The sequence below is a fragment of the Micromonospora sp. NPDC049662 genome (assembly GCF_040675055.1).
In the GTDB taxonomy this organism is placed as follows: domain Bacteria; phylum Actinomycetota; class Actinomycetes; order Mycobacteriales; family Micromonosporaceae; genus Micromonospora.
The window spans coordinates 114,498-130,851 of the sequence record NZ_JBFAOC010000010.1 but is presented as its reverse complement, the minus strand read 5'-3'; the positions used below and the strand labels follow the sequence as shown (position 1 = coordinate 130,851).

General features: G+C 74.6%; 11 protein-coding genes. 6 read left to right on the top strand and 5 right to left on the bottom strand.

What is annotated here, in order from left to right:
• Positions 1-108: 108 nt before the first annotated feature.
• From AB0J36_RS10995 to AB0J36_RS10980, 4 genes are all read left to right on the top strand, one after another.
• Complete coding sequence (locus AB0J36_RS10995; protein ID WP_363660442.1) at positions 109-750, top strand: CinA family protein; 642 nt, start codon at positions 109-111, stop codon at positions 748-750.
• Between the two features lie 153 nt (positions 751-903).
• On the top strand, positions 904-1,362 hold the full coding sequence (locus AB0J36_RS10990; protein ID WP_357122511.1) for a helix-turn-helix transcriptional regulator: 459 nt from the start codon (positions 904-906) through the stop codon (positions 1,360-1,362).
• 202 nt (positions 1,363-1,564) lie between these two features.
• Positions 1,565-2,437, top strand: a complete 873-nt coding sequence (locus AB0J36_RS10985) for a PspA/IM30 family protein (protein ID WP_363660441.1) — start codon at positions 1,565-1,567, stop codon at positions 2,435-2,437.
• Between the two features lie 25 nt (positions 2,438-2,462).
• Positions 2,463-3,248 carry a hypothetical protein gene (locus AB0J36_RS10980; protein WP_363660440.1) on the top strand — a complete coding sequence of 262 codons (786 nt, stop codon included), beginning with the start codon at positions 2,463-2,465 and terminating at the stop codon, positions 3,246-3,248.
• Between the two features lie 28 nt (positions 3,249-3,276).
• Here the strand turns inward: AB0J36_RS10980 and AB0J36_RS10975 are convergent, their stop codons facing one another.
• Both AB0J36_RS10975 and AB0J36_RS10970 read right to left on the bottom strand, forming a co-directional pair.
• Positions 3,277-6,930 carry a hypothetical protein gene (locus AB0J36_RS10975; RefSeq protein WP_363660439.1) on the bottom strand — a complete coding sequence of 1,218 codons (3,654 nt, stop codon included), beginning with the start codon at positions 6,928-6,930 and terminating at the stop codon, positions 3,277-3,279.
• A 168-nt stretch (positions 6,931-7,098) separates the two neighbouring features.
• On the bottom strand, positions 7,099-7,908 hold the full coding sequence (locus tag AB0J36_RS10970) for a DNA-formamidopyrimidine glycosylase family protein (protein WP_357122523.1): 810 nt from the start codon (positions 7,906-7,908) through the stop codon (positions 7,099-7,101).
• A gap of 109 nt (positions 7,909-8,017) precedes the next feature.
• Between AB0J36_RS10970 and AB0J36_RS10965 the strand changes: the two genes are divergently transcribed.
• A complete protein-coding gene (locus AB0J36_RS10965; protein WP_357122527.1) occupies positions 8,018-9,286 on the top strand; it encodes a hypothetical protein in 1,269 nt (422 codons plus the stop codon).
• 27 nt (positions 9,287-9,313) lie between these two features.
• Here the strand turns inward: AB0J36_RS10965 and AB0J36_RS10960 are convergent, their stop codons facing one another.
• Both AB0J36_RS10960 and AB0J36_RS10955 read right to left on the bottom strand, forming a co-directional pair.
• The gene (locus AB0J36_RS10960) at positions 9,314-9,556 is read right to left on the bottom strand and encodes a CPCC family cysteine-rich protein (protein ID WP_039905669.1); all 243 of its coding nucleotides are present in this window, start codon (positions 9,554-9,556) and stop codon (positions 9,314-9,316) included.
• Positions 9,557-9,593: 37 nt separating this feature from the next.
• Complete coding sequence (locus AB0J36_RS10955; RefSeq protein WP_363660438.1) at positions 9,594-10,394, bottom strand: SAM-dependent chlorinase/fluorinase; 801 nt, start codon at positions 10,392-10,394, stop codon at positions 9,594-9,596.
• A gap of 194 nt (positions 10,395-10,588) precedes the next feature.
• Between AB0J36_RS10955 and AB0J36_RS10950 the strand changes: the two genes are divergently transcribed.
• Positions 10,589-11,197 carry a hypothetical protein gene (locus AB0J36_RS10950; protein WP_363660437.1) on the top strand — a complete coding sequence of 203 codons (609 nt, stop codon included), beginning with the start codon at positions 10,589-10,591 and terminating at the stop codon, positions 11,195-11,197.
• A gap of 346 nt (positions 11,198-11,543) precedes the next feature.
• Here the strand turns inward: AB0J36_RS10950 and AB0J36_RS10945 are convergent, their stop codons facing one another.
• Entirely contained in the window at positions 11,544-16,226 is a 4,683-nt protein-coding gene (locus AB0J36_RS10945) for a DEAD/DEAH box helicase (RefSeq protein WP_363660436.1), read from the bottom strand.
• Positions 16,227-16,354 lie beyond the last annotated feature (128 nt).

Here is a 16,354-nt window from a genome sequence, read left to right as displayed (position 1 = left end):
GATCATGACGTTGTTGCGGTTCGGGCCGGCGTGTCGAGGCGATAACTTCATGATCCACGGGGTCCGGCCGGGAGGGTTGGGGGTTGGCGGGTGGGGAAGGACGGGATCATGCAGCGGGACGAGAACGCGACGGGGAGCGCGGCGGCGGCTGTCGTGCACAGCCTTTCGCAGCGGCACGAGACCCTCGCCACCGTCGAATCGCTCACCGGCGGGCTGCTGGCCGCGTCGATCGTGGAGATCGCCGGGGTCAGCCGGATCTACCGGGGCGGGCTGGTCGTCTACGCCACCGAACTGAAGGCCACGCTCGCCGACGTGCCGTCCGACCTGCTGGCCGAGCGCGGACCCGTCGACCCCGACGTGGCGGCGGCGCTCGCCGAGGGCGGTCGGCGGCGCTGCGGGGCGGACTGGGGGCTCGCCACCACCGGGGTCGCCGGCCCGGAGCCGCAGGACGGCAAGCCCGTCGGCCTGGTCTACGTCGCGGTCGCCGGCCCGACCGGCGTCGAGGTCCGCGAACTCGACCTCGACGGGGGGCGGGACCACGTACGCTCGGCTGCCGTGATCGAGGCGTTGCGGCTGCTCGCCGAACACATCCACGCCGCCGACGAGGCCGCCATCGAGGGCCTGGAGACAACGGACGTGGCTGCCCCCGCTGGCGAGAAGACGGCCGCCGGGGTCGCCGGGAACGGCTCGGGAGCGGCCGCCGAAAGCGTCCGGGACGGTCTGGGCGCGGCCGGCCTGGGGCGTCCGTGAGCCGTCCCGCCAGGATCCGACGGGCGGGGTGGGATGTCGCCGGGGCGCGCAGCGGGTACGGTTGCGGGAAGGCTCCGACGCTCGGAGCCGGCGCGGTCCGCCGCGGCCGGCTGCCCGACGCCGGGCGTGAGGTATCCCTCAGGGGGAGGTGCGATGGTCCTGCTACGCCGGGTGATCGGTGACGCACTGCGGGCGCGCCGGCAGGGACAGCAGCGCACACTGCGTGAGGTGTCCACCGCCGCCAACGTCAGCCTCGGTTACCTCTCCGAGATCGAGCGGGGGCACAAGGAGCCGTCCAGCGAGCTGCTGGCCGCGATCTGTGACGCGCTCGGCGCCCGCCTTTCCGAACTTCTCCGCGAGGTGAGCGACACCGTGGCGCTCGCCGAGCAGATGCCCGCCGGGGTGCTCGTCGGCATGCAGGACGAGCCGGCCGAGGCCGCGCCCGTCGCGCCGGCCGCCGTGCGCAAGGCCGCCAACCGGGGCGTCCGCCAGGTCACCTCCGACGGCAAGGTCGCGGTGTCGGTCCGGCAGGATTCCCCGCTGCGGGCGACGCTGCGCAGCACCCGGGTCCGGCCCACCGAGCGCGACCGGGACGTGGTCTGCGCCGCCTGAGCACCGTGCGTCCGTTGCCCATGGGCGAGGTGGCCCCGGCCGCGTAGGGTTGCCCGCAGGAGCCGACGGTGCCCGTCGTGCGCCCGGTACGGATGCCGCGCTGGCGTTCGGCTGGGACGATGGAGACCGGCCGGGTCGCGGTCGGTCGGCGCAATCCGGCCCGACCGCGGTGCAGCGACGCTACTGAGGGGATACCGCGGAGATGGCGAACCCGTTCGTCAAGGGCTGGAACTACCTGATGGCGCTCTTCGGCGCGAAGATCGACGAGCACGCCGACCCGAAGGTGCAGATCCAGCAGGCCATCGAGGATGCCCAGCGGCAGCACCAGGCGCTGGTCCAGCAGGCGGCCGCCGTCATCGGCAACCAGCGTCAGCTGGAGATGAAGCTGTCCCGGCAGATGTCCGAGGTCGAGCGGCTCCAGGGCAACGCCCGGCAGGCCCTGGTGCTGTCCGACCAGGCCCGCGCCAAGGGCGACGAGGCCGAAGCGGTGCGGTTCGAGCAGTCCGCGCAGGCCCTGGCCACCCAGCTGGTCTCCGCCGAGCAGGCCACCGAGGACCTGAAGACCCTGCACGACCAGGCGCTCGGCGCGGCCGCGCAGGCCCGCCGCGCCGTCGAGAACAACTCGATGATCCTCCAGCAGAAGCTCGCCGAGCGCACCAAGCTGCTCAGCCAGCTGGAGCAGGCCAAGATGCAGGAGACCGTGGCCCGCTCGTTGGAGTCGATGTCGACGCTCACCGCACCCGGCACCACCCCGTCCCTGGACGAGGTGCGGGACCGGATCGAGCGGCGGTACGCCAACGCGATGGGCCGCGCCGAACTGGCCGGCAACTCCGTCGAGGGTCGGATGCTGGAGATCCAGAAGGCGACCATCGACTCGGCGGGCTCGGCCCGGCTGGAGCAGATCCGTTCCAGCATGGTGGGGGAGCAGCTCGGCGGCACGGCGCAGCGCCCGGCGGTCCCACAGGGCGAGCAGGCGGGCTCGGGCAGCGACCCGGCCGCCGCCGCCCGGCTGGACGAGCTGCGCGCGAGCATGGCCCGCGAGCGGGGCACCGGCGACCCGACCGCCGCCGGCTGAACGACCGGTCCGAGGGGGTCTTTCGGTGGCAGACGAGCGGACACGCTACTTCCGTCAATTGGGTCGGCTGCGCCGGTCCGCCCGGCGGTGGAGCGTACTGGCCGGTGGGCTCGGCGGGGCCACGGCGGTGCTGACGCCGTACGCCGGGCTCGGTCTGCCGGATGCGGCCTGGGCCGGCGCCGCGGGCAGCGCGCTGGCGTTGGCCGCCTGGCGCTGGATCGACCTGCGGGCGCTGGCCGCCCGGCCCGCGCCCCCGGCGCTGGACCCGGCCGAGGCCGCCGCCCGGTCCCGGGCCCGGCTGGTGGCCGCCGTGGAGCGACTGCCGGTCGGCTCGGGCGTGCTGGCCGAGGTACGCCGGGTGCGCGGCCGGGTCGCGCTGCGTGGCACCACCGCCGGCCAGCAGTGGGCGCGACTGGACCGTGCCTCGCTCACCCTGGCGGGGATGGCGCCCCGGCTCACCGGGCTGGCCGAGCCGGCCGTGCTGGAGGCCGCTGCCGCCGACCGGTCGCTGCGGGAACTCGCCAACCGGGTGGCCAGCGTCGAACGGGCCCTGCGGCTCGCGCCGACCGACGCCCGGCCGCCGCTGGCCGACGCGCACGCCGCGTTGACCGCCCAGTTGGAGAGCGGGGTGGCGGCATACGAGCGGTTGGTGGTCGCCGCCGCCGGCTACCTCGCCGAGGACGCCCGCCCGGAGCCCACCCACCCGGCCGCCGACCGGCTCACCGAGGCCACCGACCTTCTGCACGGCGTGGCCTCGGCCCTGGCCGAGCTGCGCGCCGGCGGCGCCGGCCTGCGCGCGCCCACCCGCTGAGCCGCACCCCACGCGCCGCGCCCGCCCGTCACGGTGGCGTCGTGACCGGGATCGGACCGGTGTACGGCGAGCTGCCCACCACGTTGAACGACCGGATCCGGTAGTGGTAGGTCACGCCCCGGGCCAGACCCGTGTTGGTGAAGCCGCGACCGGTCACCGTGAAGGTCGCCACCTCGTGCGCGAACGTCGGGTCCAGCGCCCGCTGCACGATGAACCCGGAGCCCGGGCCGACGGGGGTGTTCGCCGTCCAGACCAGCACCACCGTGGCGGTGTCCGGGCCCGGCGCGCTCGCGGTGGCGTTCACCTCGCCGGGGGTGCTCGGCGCGGGCGGAGTGCTCGCCGCGGCCACCGTCGACCACGCCGAGGCGGCGCCCAGGTACGTGGTGCGGACCCGGTAGTAGTACGTGGTGTCCGGCGCGGCCGTGGTGTCCAGGTGGTTGTCGCCGACCCCGATCGCGGTGGTGCCCGGCCCGCTGGTGAAGGTCGGGTTGGTGGCCCGCTGTACGTCGATGCCGGTGGCGAAGGAGCGGTTCGTCCAGCGCAGCGCCACCCGCAGCGGCGCGGCGGGTGGGATCGCCGCGATCAGGCCGCCCGGCGCGGCGAGGTGCACCGAGGCGGGCACGCTGTTCGACCAGGACGAGTAGCTCACCTCGTTCTCCGCCCGGATCCGGTAGTGGTACGTGACGCCGGGGGTGACCGTCGCGTCGATGTAGCGGGTCGCGGTGGCCGCGACGGTGATCGTGGTGACGTCGCCGCCGAAGGACCCGTCGGTGGCCCGTTGCAGCAGGTGACTCGTCGCGGGCGGGCGACCGCCGTTGCCGGTCCAGGTCAGGGCGATCGCCGGTAGGGCGGTGGCCGAGCCGGGCACGGGTGTGGCGGTGAGTCCGGTGGGCGCCCGCGGCGTCACCCGCAGCACCAACGGTCGGCTCATCCCCAGGTCGCGATGGCCGGCGAGCTGGCTGTGCCAGCGGTACTCCCAACCCAGGTTGACCATCTGGTTGACGACCACGGCCGGTCGCCCGTCGGTCGGGCTGACCGGCGTCGACCCGGTCCGCGCGCCGGCCGGACGTCCGGGGTCGAGCAGCCGCACGCTGTCGCCCAGCTTGAACGGCAGGGCCGGGGCCACCGGACGCAGCGCCACCACCACGTCCTCGCGGGGGTTGACCCGGACGATCTGCTTCCAGCCCAGCTCCGCCGGGTGCGGGGGGCGCTGCGTGCCGTCCCAGCCCACCCGGTTGACGATCTGCACGTCGCAGCCGCCGAAGCGCAGCGGCTCGGTCTGCCGTACGTTGCCGCTGATCCGCCAGAGCTGCGTGCCGTCGGTCGGGGCGCCCACCGGTATGGCCGGGTCGGCCGCGAACAGCACCTCGGTCACCGGATCGGTCGACCCGAGCGGCAGGGTCGCCGGGGCGAGCGGCCCGATGTGCGGATGACCGACCCCGAGACGCCCGGCCAGCCGGCCGTGACCGGGCTCGAAGACCTGCTGCGCGGCCTTGACCTCGATCGGCAGCGTCACCGGACCGGTGCCCGCGAGCGGCGTGAACGTCACCGTGTCGGCGTGCGCGGAGACGACCGTCTCGGCCGTGGTCCGGCTGCCGAACGCCGGGTCGTACGCCGGCTGCGGCACGATCGGCGGGCGCTGGCTGGCCGCGTACGCCGCCGGCAGCCGCTCCCGCAGCCGGTCCACGTCGTACGGCCCGTCGGGCGTGCCGGCCACCCGGAACTGCAGCAGGGTACGGGTGTTCGGGCCGTACCCCGGTTCGGTGGGCGGCGGACCGCCCCCGGCCGTGCGGTCCGGCGCGTCGGTGTGCTGGTCGTAGCGCTCATCGAAGCCGGGCAGCGGCGCCGGGGCGTCGTTGTAGAGGATCAGCGTGCTGCCCGGTTCCACGCTGGAGAAGTCGACGAGCACGTCGGCTGCCTCACCCGGGGCGAGCAGGAGCGTGTGCCCGTCGACGTTCAGCACGGTCGGGTCGAGCCGGTCGTAGCGGTAGCCGATCGGCCGGTTCGGCAGCACCACCGGGGCGGGCAGCAGACCGGCCTCGTTGCCGATCTGGACGAACTCCGGGCCGGCGGCGCGCGGGTCGGGCACACCGCCGTCACGCCCGTCGCTCGGCCAACCGGCCGGCCGGTCCGCCGACCGCACGGCGGGCACCATCGGCACCTCGCCGGCGTCCGCGTCGGCCAGGCTGCCGTCGTCGGCCCACATCGGCGCGTCCGAGCAGGCCCGGTAGAGCTGGAGGTTGAGGCTGCGGTCCAGGCAGGCGTTGAGGATGCGCAGGCGGTACACCGTGGGGCGTACCCGCAGGTACGGGTATGCGACACCGTTGACCAGCGGGGTGTCCCCGTACGCCGCGGGCACCGCCGACGGGTGCGGCACCCCGGGGCGCAGCGGTGGTTCGGCGCCACCGCCGACGGGGTCGTGGTGCGGGTTCGGCACCGGCCCCGGACCGGTCAGCGGCGGCTCGCCCGCGATCCGTTCGGCCATCGGCCAACCGTCCACGGTGGGTCCGCTGTCGTCCCGACCGCCGTCCGGCGCCGGACGGCGCGACCAGGGGCCGTAGTCCCACCGACCGGTGGGGTTGCGTCCGCCGGACCGGTACGGGTTCTGCCGGGGCTGGTAGACGTGGGGGTACCACAGGCTGCCGCGAGCCCCCCAGCGTTCCCGGTCCCAGGTCGGATCCTCGGCGGCCAGCTGGGTGTCGTCCGGCACGAACGTCTTGTCCTCGATCACCAGGGGCACCTGCTCGGCCGGCAGCACCCCCTCGGCGACGAGTTCGTCCTCGACCGGGTCGGTGAGCAGGTACGGCGCGAGCTGCCCACCGTAGACCGTGAGCCGGGCCAGCCCGAGGGTGTTGTCGTGGAACGACAGCAGCCGGCCGCTCTGCTCGTTGGGGAAGTAGAGCGTGGTGGCGCCGGAGCCGGGCGCCGGCATGTCCGGCACGGGCGTGAGGCCGGTCCCCGTCGGGTACGGGGTGATCTCCCCGGCCGGGGTGATCCAGTGTCCCGGGTTGCCCGCGCTGGTCCACCCGGTCTGCGCCCCGGCCAGGTGCAGCACCGCCCGGTTCTGCGGGTACGGCGCCGGGCCGTCCAGCGGCCCGAGACCGGCACCCTCGACCGTCTCGTCGACCGGCAGGAACAACTCGCCGGCCCGGCCGGTGGGAAGCTGGTTGATGAACTTCACCCGGACCGGTCGGCCGCGCCGAGCGCGGATCATCGGGCCGAGGTGCCAGGGCCGCTCCGGTGGCGCCACCGTGTTGTGGCCCGACGGGTCGGTGCCCAGGTTGAGCTGTCGGTAGCCGCGCAGCCGGGTGACCGGCAGATCCCGGTGCAGGCGTTGCGCGTACTCCTGGAGCCCGATCTCGTAGTAGTCGCAGCCCGGGTAGCTGATCGTGTCGGGCACCGCCACCGGCAGCGCCTGCTCGCCGGGTACGGGCAGCGCGTCGACGAACTTGCGCAGGCCCGTGCCCGGCACCGGCCGGCCATCGGGGTCACGCGTCGGGCGGGGACTGTACGCGACGTTCGGCACCGTTCCGAAGCAGCGTGGCTCGGCGGACGGATCCAGACTCGCCGTGGGCGCGGCCTCCTCGGCGGTACGCGCCGTGGGAACGGACGCCGTCCGACCGAGGCCGTCAGGGGCGGTCCGGTAGAAGAAGGTGGAGCGGAGTCTGCGGAAGATCGCCATGACTCTCCCCGGGGTCGGGGCACGAGGAAGAACACCACCCCGGCGTGGCGGCCCTCGGCACTCTGCTGACAGGCGGTGAGCACCCAACCGCAGCATGCGACGTCGAGGGGTCGGTTAGGAATTACCCAATCGTCCGTATCTGGGATGACCTCGATCCACAACGCCCGGTCAGCCCGGTGGCGGGCTTCCCGGCCGCTCGGGCTGGCACACCGGGCACCAGTAGGTGACGCGCTCGCCCAGCTCCTCCTTGCTGATGGCGGTGCCGCAGCGGCGGCACGGCTGGGCGCGGCGGCCGTACACGTAGCTGGTCTGCCCCCGGTGCAGCGAGCCGGTGGTGCTCTGCGTCCAGCGTCCACGGTTGGCGGCCAGCAGCCGCTGCGCGAGGGCGACCATACCCGGCAGATCGGGCACCGCCCGCACGGACGTCCACGGTGACACGCCTCGCAGGAACAGCACCTCGCACTTGTAGAGGTTGCCCACCCCGGCCAGGTTGCGCTGGTCGAGCAGGGCCTCGCCGATGGTCTGCTCGGGATGTGCGGCGAGGCGCTGGGTCGCCTCGGCCGGGTCCCAGTCCACGCCGAGCAGGTCCGGCCCGAGGTGGCCCACCAGGGCGTCCTCCTCGACGGTGGGCACCAGGGTCAGCTCGTGCAGGTGGTAGCCCACCGCCACCGCGCCGGGGCTGCGCAGCACCACCCGGATCAGGTGCGCGGGCCGGCCGCTCCACCGTTCGCCCGGCGCGTACGCCCGCCAGGCGCCGTCCATCCGCAGGTGGGAGTGCAGCGTCCACGGCGCGTCGTCCGGGGCGGAGAGGCGGAGCAGCAGGTGCTTGCCCCGGCTGGCCGACTCGCGGACGGTCCAGCCGGTGAGGTCGGTGGTGGCCAGCCGGGGCACCCGGAAGTCGGAGCCGGACAGCCGCGCGCCGGCCAGCGCGCGGTGCAGCACGCGGGCGGTGTTCCAGACGGTGTCACCTTCGGGCACGCTGCCATCCTCCCTCTTTCGAGCATGATTCGCATGTGTCGCTATTTGTAGCCAGGTTCCTCATGATCTCCGGACATGCGATGGTCAGGGGGTTCTGAGGAGAATGCCCATGAGACGACCTCATTGTCTTATCCGACCCTCCACGCTCGCCGCCATCCTCGCTCTCGCGCTCATCGCAGCCCTGGTGCCCGTCACCAGCGCCGCCCGGACCACCGTCCCCGCGACCGCGGGATCGCTCACCCTGACCGCCGCCGCACCGGCCGGGGAACGGTGGAGCGCCGACCTGTCGGTCGTCGACCGGGACGATGTCAACGTCCGCCGTACCGCCGCCGGACTGCGGCTGCGCGAGGCCCGCGCGGGCGGACGCAGCCCTCGCAGCCCGCACAGCGCGCTCGCCGAAGGCATGCTCCTCAGCGCCCCACGCACCCTCGCCCGCCCGGCCACCCGGGTCCGCGCCGAGATCGACGCGGACGTCCCCGCCGGCGCGAGCGCGGAGGCGCAGGTGCGCGGATGGCGGCTCAACGGCTGGACCGAGTGGCGGGCCGCGACCGCCGGCGCGACCTTCGACCGCCCGGTCAGCCGCGTACAGACCCGGGTGGTGCTGACCGCGCGGGCCGGCGGGGCCACCGCGACGGTACGCGCCGTCCAGCTCACCGCCGACGCGACCGCCGCCGTCTCCGCCGCCACACCCGGCCTCACCTACCGGGTGTACGCCACCCGGATCGGACTGGTCGGCGAACTGACCGCCAACGGCCGCACCGTACAGCCGCGCGACCACTTCGTGGCCCTACCGTCGCGCCGGGGCCTCTCGCCACTCAACAGCGGCGACTACACCGTGCGGGTCTGCACCACGACGGGCGCGCGCTGCGAGTACGCCCCGGTCTGGGACGTCGGGCCCTGGAACACCCGGGACGACTACTGGAACCCGTCCGCCGTACGCGAGAACTGGAAGAACCTGCCGCAGGGTCGGCCCGAGGCGCAGGCCGCCTACCAGTCCGGCTACAACGGTGGGCGGGACCAGTTTGGGCGTACCGTGCTCAACCCGGCCGGCATCGACCTGGCCGACGGCACCTTCTGGGACGGTCTGCAACTCACCACCAACGCCTGGGTGGACGTCGCGTACCTGTGGACCGGCGGCGGTCCGCGCGCCGTGGTGGGCGACGGCCCGCTCAACATCCGCAGCGGGCCCGGCACGTCGTACGCGATCCGTGGCCTCGCCGCGCGGTTCGCCAACGTGCCGGTCCAGTGCTACGTCACCGGCCAGTCGGTCGCCGGCCCGTACCGCACCACCACCAGGTGGAACCGCCTGGCCACCGGGCAGTACGTCAGCCACGCGTACGTCGCCACCGTCTACGGCGGTACCGTACCGGTCTGCTGAGACGACCTCGCTTCGGCGGGCGCCGCGTCAGGGGCGCTCGTCGGGGCGGGCGGGACGCACCATGTCCTGGTAACGCGGGTGGCTGGCCCCGTAGACGGCGTAGTTGAGCCGGGCGTGCGACAGGCTCAGGTCGCCGTTGGCGCCGCCCCGCACCGCGTCCGCGTCGGCGTCGCTCTGGCCGTCGTCCGTCCAGAAGCAGACCGGACAGGTCCCGCCGCCGGTCCGGGAGGCACAACAGGGACAGCCCACGGGAACTACGTGTTCACCCACCGGTTCACCCACCGGGGCAGCATTCCACAGTCGAATGTCACCCGGCCACCCGCAGGAGGTCACCCGGGCGTACGCCGAGGACGTCCACGGCCCGACCGCCGTTGACCGCAACCGCCACCAGGTCGGCCGAGTCCACGTACACCACCAGGGCCTGCTGCGGCGCGTCGCCGAACGTCCGTCCGTGTACCGCCGCGTGGGACGGCGTCGGCCCGGGCGGGCCGACCCGGACGGTGGCCGCGAGCGCGCCGAGCACCTCGCCGGGCGCGGCCAGCTGCACGTTGCCGAAGTGGTCGACGGTCAGCACCTCGGCGGTGAAGCCGTCGGCGTCACGGGTCATGACCGGTGCTGGCAGCCGGACCAGTTCGCCCGGGTCTACGGCTGGACCGGCTTCGGCGAGTGACGCCCCGAGCGCCAGGCGTGCCGCCACCGGGGCGAAGACGTCCCGGCCGTGGAACGTGCCGGACACCCGGGCCGCCAGCCATCGTGGCGCGGTCAGCTCCACGGCGGCGCTGACCCCGCCGAGCGCGGTGGCCGCGTCGAGCAGCAACCCGTTGTCCGGGCCGACCAGCAGCCCTCCCGGGGTGGCCAGCGCGATGCCCCGTCGGGCGGTGCCGACCCCCGGATCGACCACGGCCACGTGCACGCCCACCGGCAGGTACGGCACGGTCTGCGCCAGCACGGCGGCACCGCGCCGGACGTCCGCCGGCGGCACCAGGTGCGTCACGTCGATGACCCGGGCGGCGGGAGCGATCCGGGCGATCACCCCGTGGCAGGCGGCCACGAAGCCGTCGTCGAGGCCGTAGTCGGTGGTCAACGAGATCCACGGTGTGCCGGACACCCCCGCAGGCTAGCGCCCCCGCCCCCCGCGCGTCCCGCGCCCAACGCCCCCCGCGCGTCCCGCGGGTGGTGGTCGGATCGGGCCGTATCGGTGCGGGCGACTGGCAACCCGGCTGACCCTGCTGGCAGATAGCGGACAGCGTGCTGGCCGACCGGCCCCTCCCGCCACCCAGCGTGGTTGGGCAGACTTCGCCTGTGACACTTCGGAGCCTGCCCGCCGTCGGGGTCCTGCTGGTCGCCGCTGCCGTCGTCGCCGGCTGCGGCCGTGGTGACGATCCCGCGCCGTCGAGTGCCGTCCCCGGTGTTACGTCCTCGACCGTCCAGGCCACGGATCTGCCGAGCGTGCCGAGCACCTCGGCGGGCCCGTCCCGCACCGACGGCGCTGCACCGCCGCCACCACGGTCCGTCGCGCCGTCCACCGTGCCGTCGGCGCCCCCGCAGGGACCGGTCGAACGCCGGCCGGCAAGTCCGCCGCCGGTGATACTGCCCCAGCGTCCGGCGGGCGCTCCCAGCGCCCGGCAGGTCATCGACGCGTTCCGGGCCGCCGGTCTGCGGGTCACGCACCCGAAGGACCGCTCGGTCGACTGTGGTCCGGACGGTCTTGGGCTGGGCTGCTCCGAGATCGTCACCACGGACGGCGTCACCGTCTTCGTGTTCCCCGACGAGACCAGCGCCGGCGACATCGCCGAGACGTGGGGCGGCCAGTCGTACCGGCGTGGGGCAGTGGTGCTCAACTACCTCGACGCGAAGACCCCGGCAGCCGACCGCGTGCGCTACGAGAAGGTTCTCAACGGCCTCCGCTGAGGCTGCTCCCGCTGCTCCCGCTGCCTCGCGGCCGCGTTGTCCATCAGGTGGCGGCCGGGGCACAACCTTTGGCTGTGATGCCTGTGAGTCATCAAGATGACTCACAGGCATCAACGTCGCAGAGGTGGTCGACGGTGCCTGGCACGGGAGAGCTACCAGATCGCGTGTGGATACCGCGCGAGGGCGGATCGGCCCCACCAGTGGTCGTCACGCAGGACAGCCCGCGACACCTTCGGAGGCCGGACGCGCGGTCGGCCAGGCGCGCAGGCAGGGGCTGAGCCACGCGTGCGCAGGCGGACGCTTCCACGGGTTGAGCGACCGGCAGACGTAGGCCGCGCGGGTCGGGTCAGCCGCGTAGGCGTAGGCCGCGCGGGGTGGCCCGGAAGCCGGCGGCGGTCAGCGCGTCACGCAGTGGCGACGAGTGCACCGCCTCGCCGTCGGCCCGTTCGACCGACATCGCGCCCAACGCTCCGGAGTGGACGGCGTCGGCCAGCGCCTTACCGGCCGCCGCGAGCGTCTCGGTGTCGTCGGTGAAGGAGAGCAGGGTTCGGCCACCGCGTTCCACGTACAGCACGAGGTCGCCGCCGACCTGCACCACCAGGGCACCGGCCTTACGGCCCGCCCGGTGCCCGGTCGCGGCGGTGGCCCCGTCGCCGGAGTCGACGACGCGGTCCGGCCAGGGGAGTGCCGCACCGTACGGGTTGGCCGGATCGGTGGCCGCCAGGACGGTGGCCGGCCCGCCCCGACCCCGGGCGCCGTCGGCGGGCTCCGCCAGGGCGCGTAGCCGGTCCACCGCGCCGGGAACCGCGAACTGTGCCGCGCCGAGACCTTCGACGAAGTAACCCCGGCGAGCCGCGCCACGCTCCTCCAGCGCCGACAGCACCGGGTAGACCGCCGAGAACCCACCGACGACCTGCTCGGCCATGACCGCGCCCCGGGTGACGACCCCGTGCCGTTCCAGCAGGACGTCGGCGAGGGCGGCGGCCCGCCTGGTCGGGTCGAGATCCCGATCCGGAAGCCGCGACCAGCGGCCGGCGACGGTCGGTGGGCCGCTGCGGGTGGGCAGCGCCACCCGGCCGGGCCGCCGGTAGCGGGTGCGCGGCGCGGACGGGCGCGACCGGTGCGCTCCACCCGCGCCGAGCACCGCCCGCAGCGGGGCGAGGGTGTCGTTGGTGAGGTGCCCGGCCCAGACCAGATCCCAGATGACACCGGTCAGCGCGGCATCGTCGGTGGCGCCGACCCGGTCGGCGAGCGCGCGGAAGAACAGCGCCTGCCCGTCGCCGAGGGCGTCGAGCACCGCGTCGTGCAGCGGGGTACGCGTCAACGCCTCATCAGGCGGCGGAAGCAGCAGCGGCGCGGCGTCCGCGTACGCCAGGGTGACCCAGCCGTCGCCTCCGGAGATCGCCCCGGAACCGGCCCAGAGCACCTCCCCGCTGGCACACAGCTCGTCGAGCTGGGCGGGGGAGTAGTCGGCGACCCGGCCGGGCAACACCAGCCGTTCCAGCGCGGACGCGGGCACGGCAGCGCCCTGCAACTGCTCCACCGTGGCGGCGAGCGCCTCCACACCCCGGGCGGACGAGCCGACCTGCTGCCAGCGGGGCAGGAACGTGGCGAGGGCCCGCGGTGGCACCGGCTCGATCTCCCGGCGCAGCGCCGCGAGCGAGCGGCGGCGCAGCATCCGCAACACCTCGGCGTCGCACCACTGCGCGCCGGCCGTGTCGGGCGTGAACTCGCCGGAGACGACGCGGCCGGTGGCGGCCAGGCTGCGCAGCGTCTGCTCGACCACGAAGACGCCGAGCCCGAAGCGAGCCGCGCAGGTCGCGGCGGCGAACGGGCCGTGGGTGCGGGCGTACCGGGCCACCAGGTCGCCCAGCGGGTCGGCCACCGGCGCGAGGTACGCCTCGGCCACCCCGACGGGCAGCGCCACGCCGAGCGCGTCGCGCAGTCGGGCGGCGTCCTCGATGCCGACCCAGCGCTGCTCGCCGGCGATCCGTACCCGCAGCACCCGGCGGGCGGCCTCCAGCTCGCTCAGCCAGCCCTCCGGCACGCCCCGCTCGGTCAACTCGACGTCGCTGAGGTCGCCCAGCACCCGCAGCAGCTCGACCACGTCCTCCGCGTCGCGCGGGCGGCGCTGCTCGGTCAGCCAGCGCAGTTGCCGGTCGGTCTCGGCGAGCACCTCCGGATCCAGCAGCTCGCGCAGGTCGACCCGGCCGAGCAGCTCACCGAGGAGCGTGGAGTCCAGGGCCAGGGCGGCGGCCCGGCGCTCGGCGAGCGGGGCGTCGCCCTCGTAGAGGAACGCGCCCACGTAGCCGAAGAGCAGCGACCGGGCGAACGGCGACGGCGCGCTGGTCTCCACCTCGACGAGGCGGACCTTGCGAGCCGCGAGGTCGCGCATCAGCTCGGCCAGCGCCGGTTGGTCGAAGACGTCCTGTAGGCACTCCCGGGCGGCCTCCAGGGTGACCGGGAAGTCGGCGTACTCGCGGGCGACGTCGAGCAGTTGCGCGGCGCGTTGCCGCTGCTGCCAGAGCGGCTGGCGGCGGCGCGGGTCGCGGCGGGGCAGCAGCAGCGACCGGGCGGCGCACTCCCGGAAGCGGGCGGCGAAGAGCGCCGAGGTGCCGACCGACTCCTGCACGAGCTGGGCGATCTCGTCGGGTTCGAAGACGACCACGTCGGCGCCGGGTGGCTCGTCGGCGGTGTCCGGGAGGCGTACCACGATCCCGTCGTCGGAGGGCATGACCTGGGCGTCCACCCCGTACCGCTCGGCCAGCCGGCGACCCACGGCGAGAGCCCAGGGCCCGTTGACCCGCGCGCCGAGGACGCTGTGCACGGCGAGTCGCCAGTCGCCCAGCTCGTCACGGAAGCGCTCGACGACGACGGTCCGGTCGTCGGGCAGGGAGCGGGTGGCCGCCCGCTGGTCGCGCAGGTAGGCCATCAGGTTGGTGGCGGCCCAGTCGTCCAGGCCGCCCTCGCGCAGCGTGGCCAGCGCCGCCTCGTCGCTCTGGCGCAGCAGGGCGCGGACCCGCGCGCCGATGGCCCGGCCCAGCTCCACCGGGCGGCCGAGCTGGTCGCCCTTCCAGAACGGCATCCGCGCGGCCTGACCCGGCGCGGGGGAGACCAGCACCCGGTCGGGGGTGATCTCCTCGATGCGCCACGAGGACGAGCCGAGCAGGAAGACGTCGCCGACGCGCGACTCGTAGACCATCTCCTCGTCCAGCTCGCCGACCCGGGCGGCCCGCTCCGCACCGGCCAGGAAGACCCCGAACAGACCCCGGTCCGGGATCGTGCCGCCGCTGGTCACCGCCAACCGTTGCGCGCCGGGACGGCCGGTGAGCTGGTCGCTGGCCCGATCCCAGACCAGTCGGGGACGCAACTCGGCGAATGCCGTGGACGGGTAGCGGCCGGAGAGCATGTCCAGCACGGCGTGCAGGGCCGAATCGGGAAGCTCCGCGAAGGGCGCCGCCCGCCGGACCAGCACCGCCAGGTCGCCGACCTGCCACGGCTCCAGGGCCACCATCGCGACGATCTGCTGGGCCAGGACGTCCAGCGGGTTACGCGGGTAGTGCAACTCCTCGATCGCGCCGTCGGTCATCCGCTCGGCGACAACCGCGCAGGACAGCAGGTCGCCCCGGTGCTTGGGGAAGACCACGCCCCGGGAGACCGCGCCCACCTGGTGCCCGGCCCGCCCGACGCGTTGCAGGCCGGCGGCGACGCTCGGCGGGGCCTCGATCTGCACCACGAGGTCGACCGCGCCCATGTCGATGCCCAGCTCCAGGCTGGAGGTCGCCACCACCGCCGGGAGCTGGCCGGACTTGAGCGCCTCCTCGATGTGCTTGCGCTCCTCCCGCGAGACGCTGCCGTGGTGCGCGCGGGCGATCACCGGCGCTGCCCCGGCCGCCGCGCCGGACTGGGCCATCACCTCGGCCGGCGCGCGACTGCTGCCCGGGCCGGCGGGGCCACCCCACCGCTGCGCGCCGCTCGCCGGGCCGTCGTCGGCCGCCGGCTTATCGCCCGACGACGACCCCGGGGGTACGACGATCGCGCCCTCGCCCGACGCGGAGGCGATCGCGGCGGTGGCCACCTCCTCGGCGGCCAGCTCGTTGAGCCGTGCGCACAGGCGCTCGGCGCTGCGGCGGGAGTTGGTGAAGACGATGGTGGAGCGGTGCTGCCCGATCAGCGAGAAGACCCGCTCCTCGACGGCCGGCCAGATCGAGGCGCGGCGTGGCCCAGGCCCGCCGAGGGAGTCCTCGGGAGGCTGCTCCTGCTCGTCGAGGCGGGTCATGTCCTCCACCGGCACCTGCACGCTGACCTCGATCGTCTTCGCCGTGCGCGGCTGCACGACGTCGACCGGCCGGGCGCCGCCGAGGAACCGAGCGCAGGCGTCGATCGGCCGGACGGTGGCGGAGAGGCCGATCCGTTGTGCCGGCGTGGGCAGCAGCTCGTCGAGGCGTTCCAGGGAGAGGGCGAGGTGGGCCCCGCGCTTGCTGCCGGCCACCGCGTGGACCTCGTCGACGATCACCGTCTGGACGCCGCGCAGCGAATCCCGAGCGGCCGAGGTGAGCAGCAGGAACAGTGACTCGGGTGTGGTGATGAGGATGTCGGGTGGGGTGCGGGCGAAGGCCCGTCGCTCGTCGGCCGGCGTGTCACCGGTGCGCATCCCGACGGTGATGTCGGGTGGTGGGACGCCGAGCCGGGTGGCCGCCTGCCGGATGCCGGCCAGCGGCGCGCGTAGGTTGCGTTCGACGTCGACGGCGAGGGCCTTGAGCGGGCTGACGTAGAGCACGCGGCACCGCTGGCGAGCCTCGGTCGGCGCGGGCTCGCGGGCCAGCCGGTCCAGCGACCAGAGGAAGGCCGCGAGCGTCTTGCCGGAGCCGGTGGGCGCCACGACCAGGGCGTTACGGCCGGCCGAGACCGACTTCCAGGCGCCGGTCTGGGCGGCGGTGGGCGCGGCGAAGGCGGCGTCGAACCAGGCGCGAGTGGCGGGACCGAACCCGTCCAACACCTCGCCCTTGCCCGTGTCTGCCCCGCTCACCGGTCCATCGTGCCCCGTCGGTACGACAACAACGAACGACCCACGGCGGATCGTGCCGCGCTGTGTGGAAATTGCGCGTGATGCACCTTTAATACGTTAAGTCTCACTTAACTGCTTGCTTGTAAGGA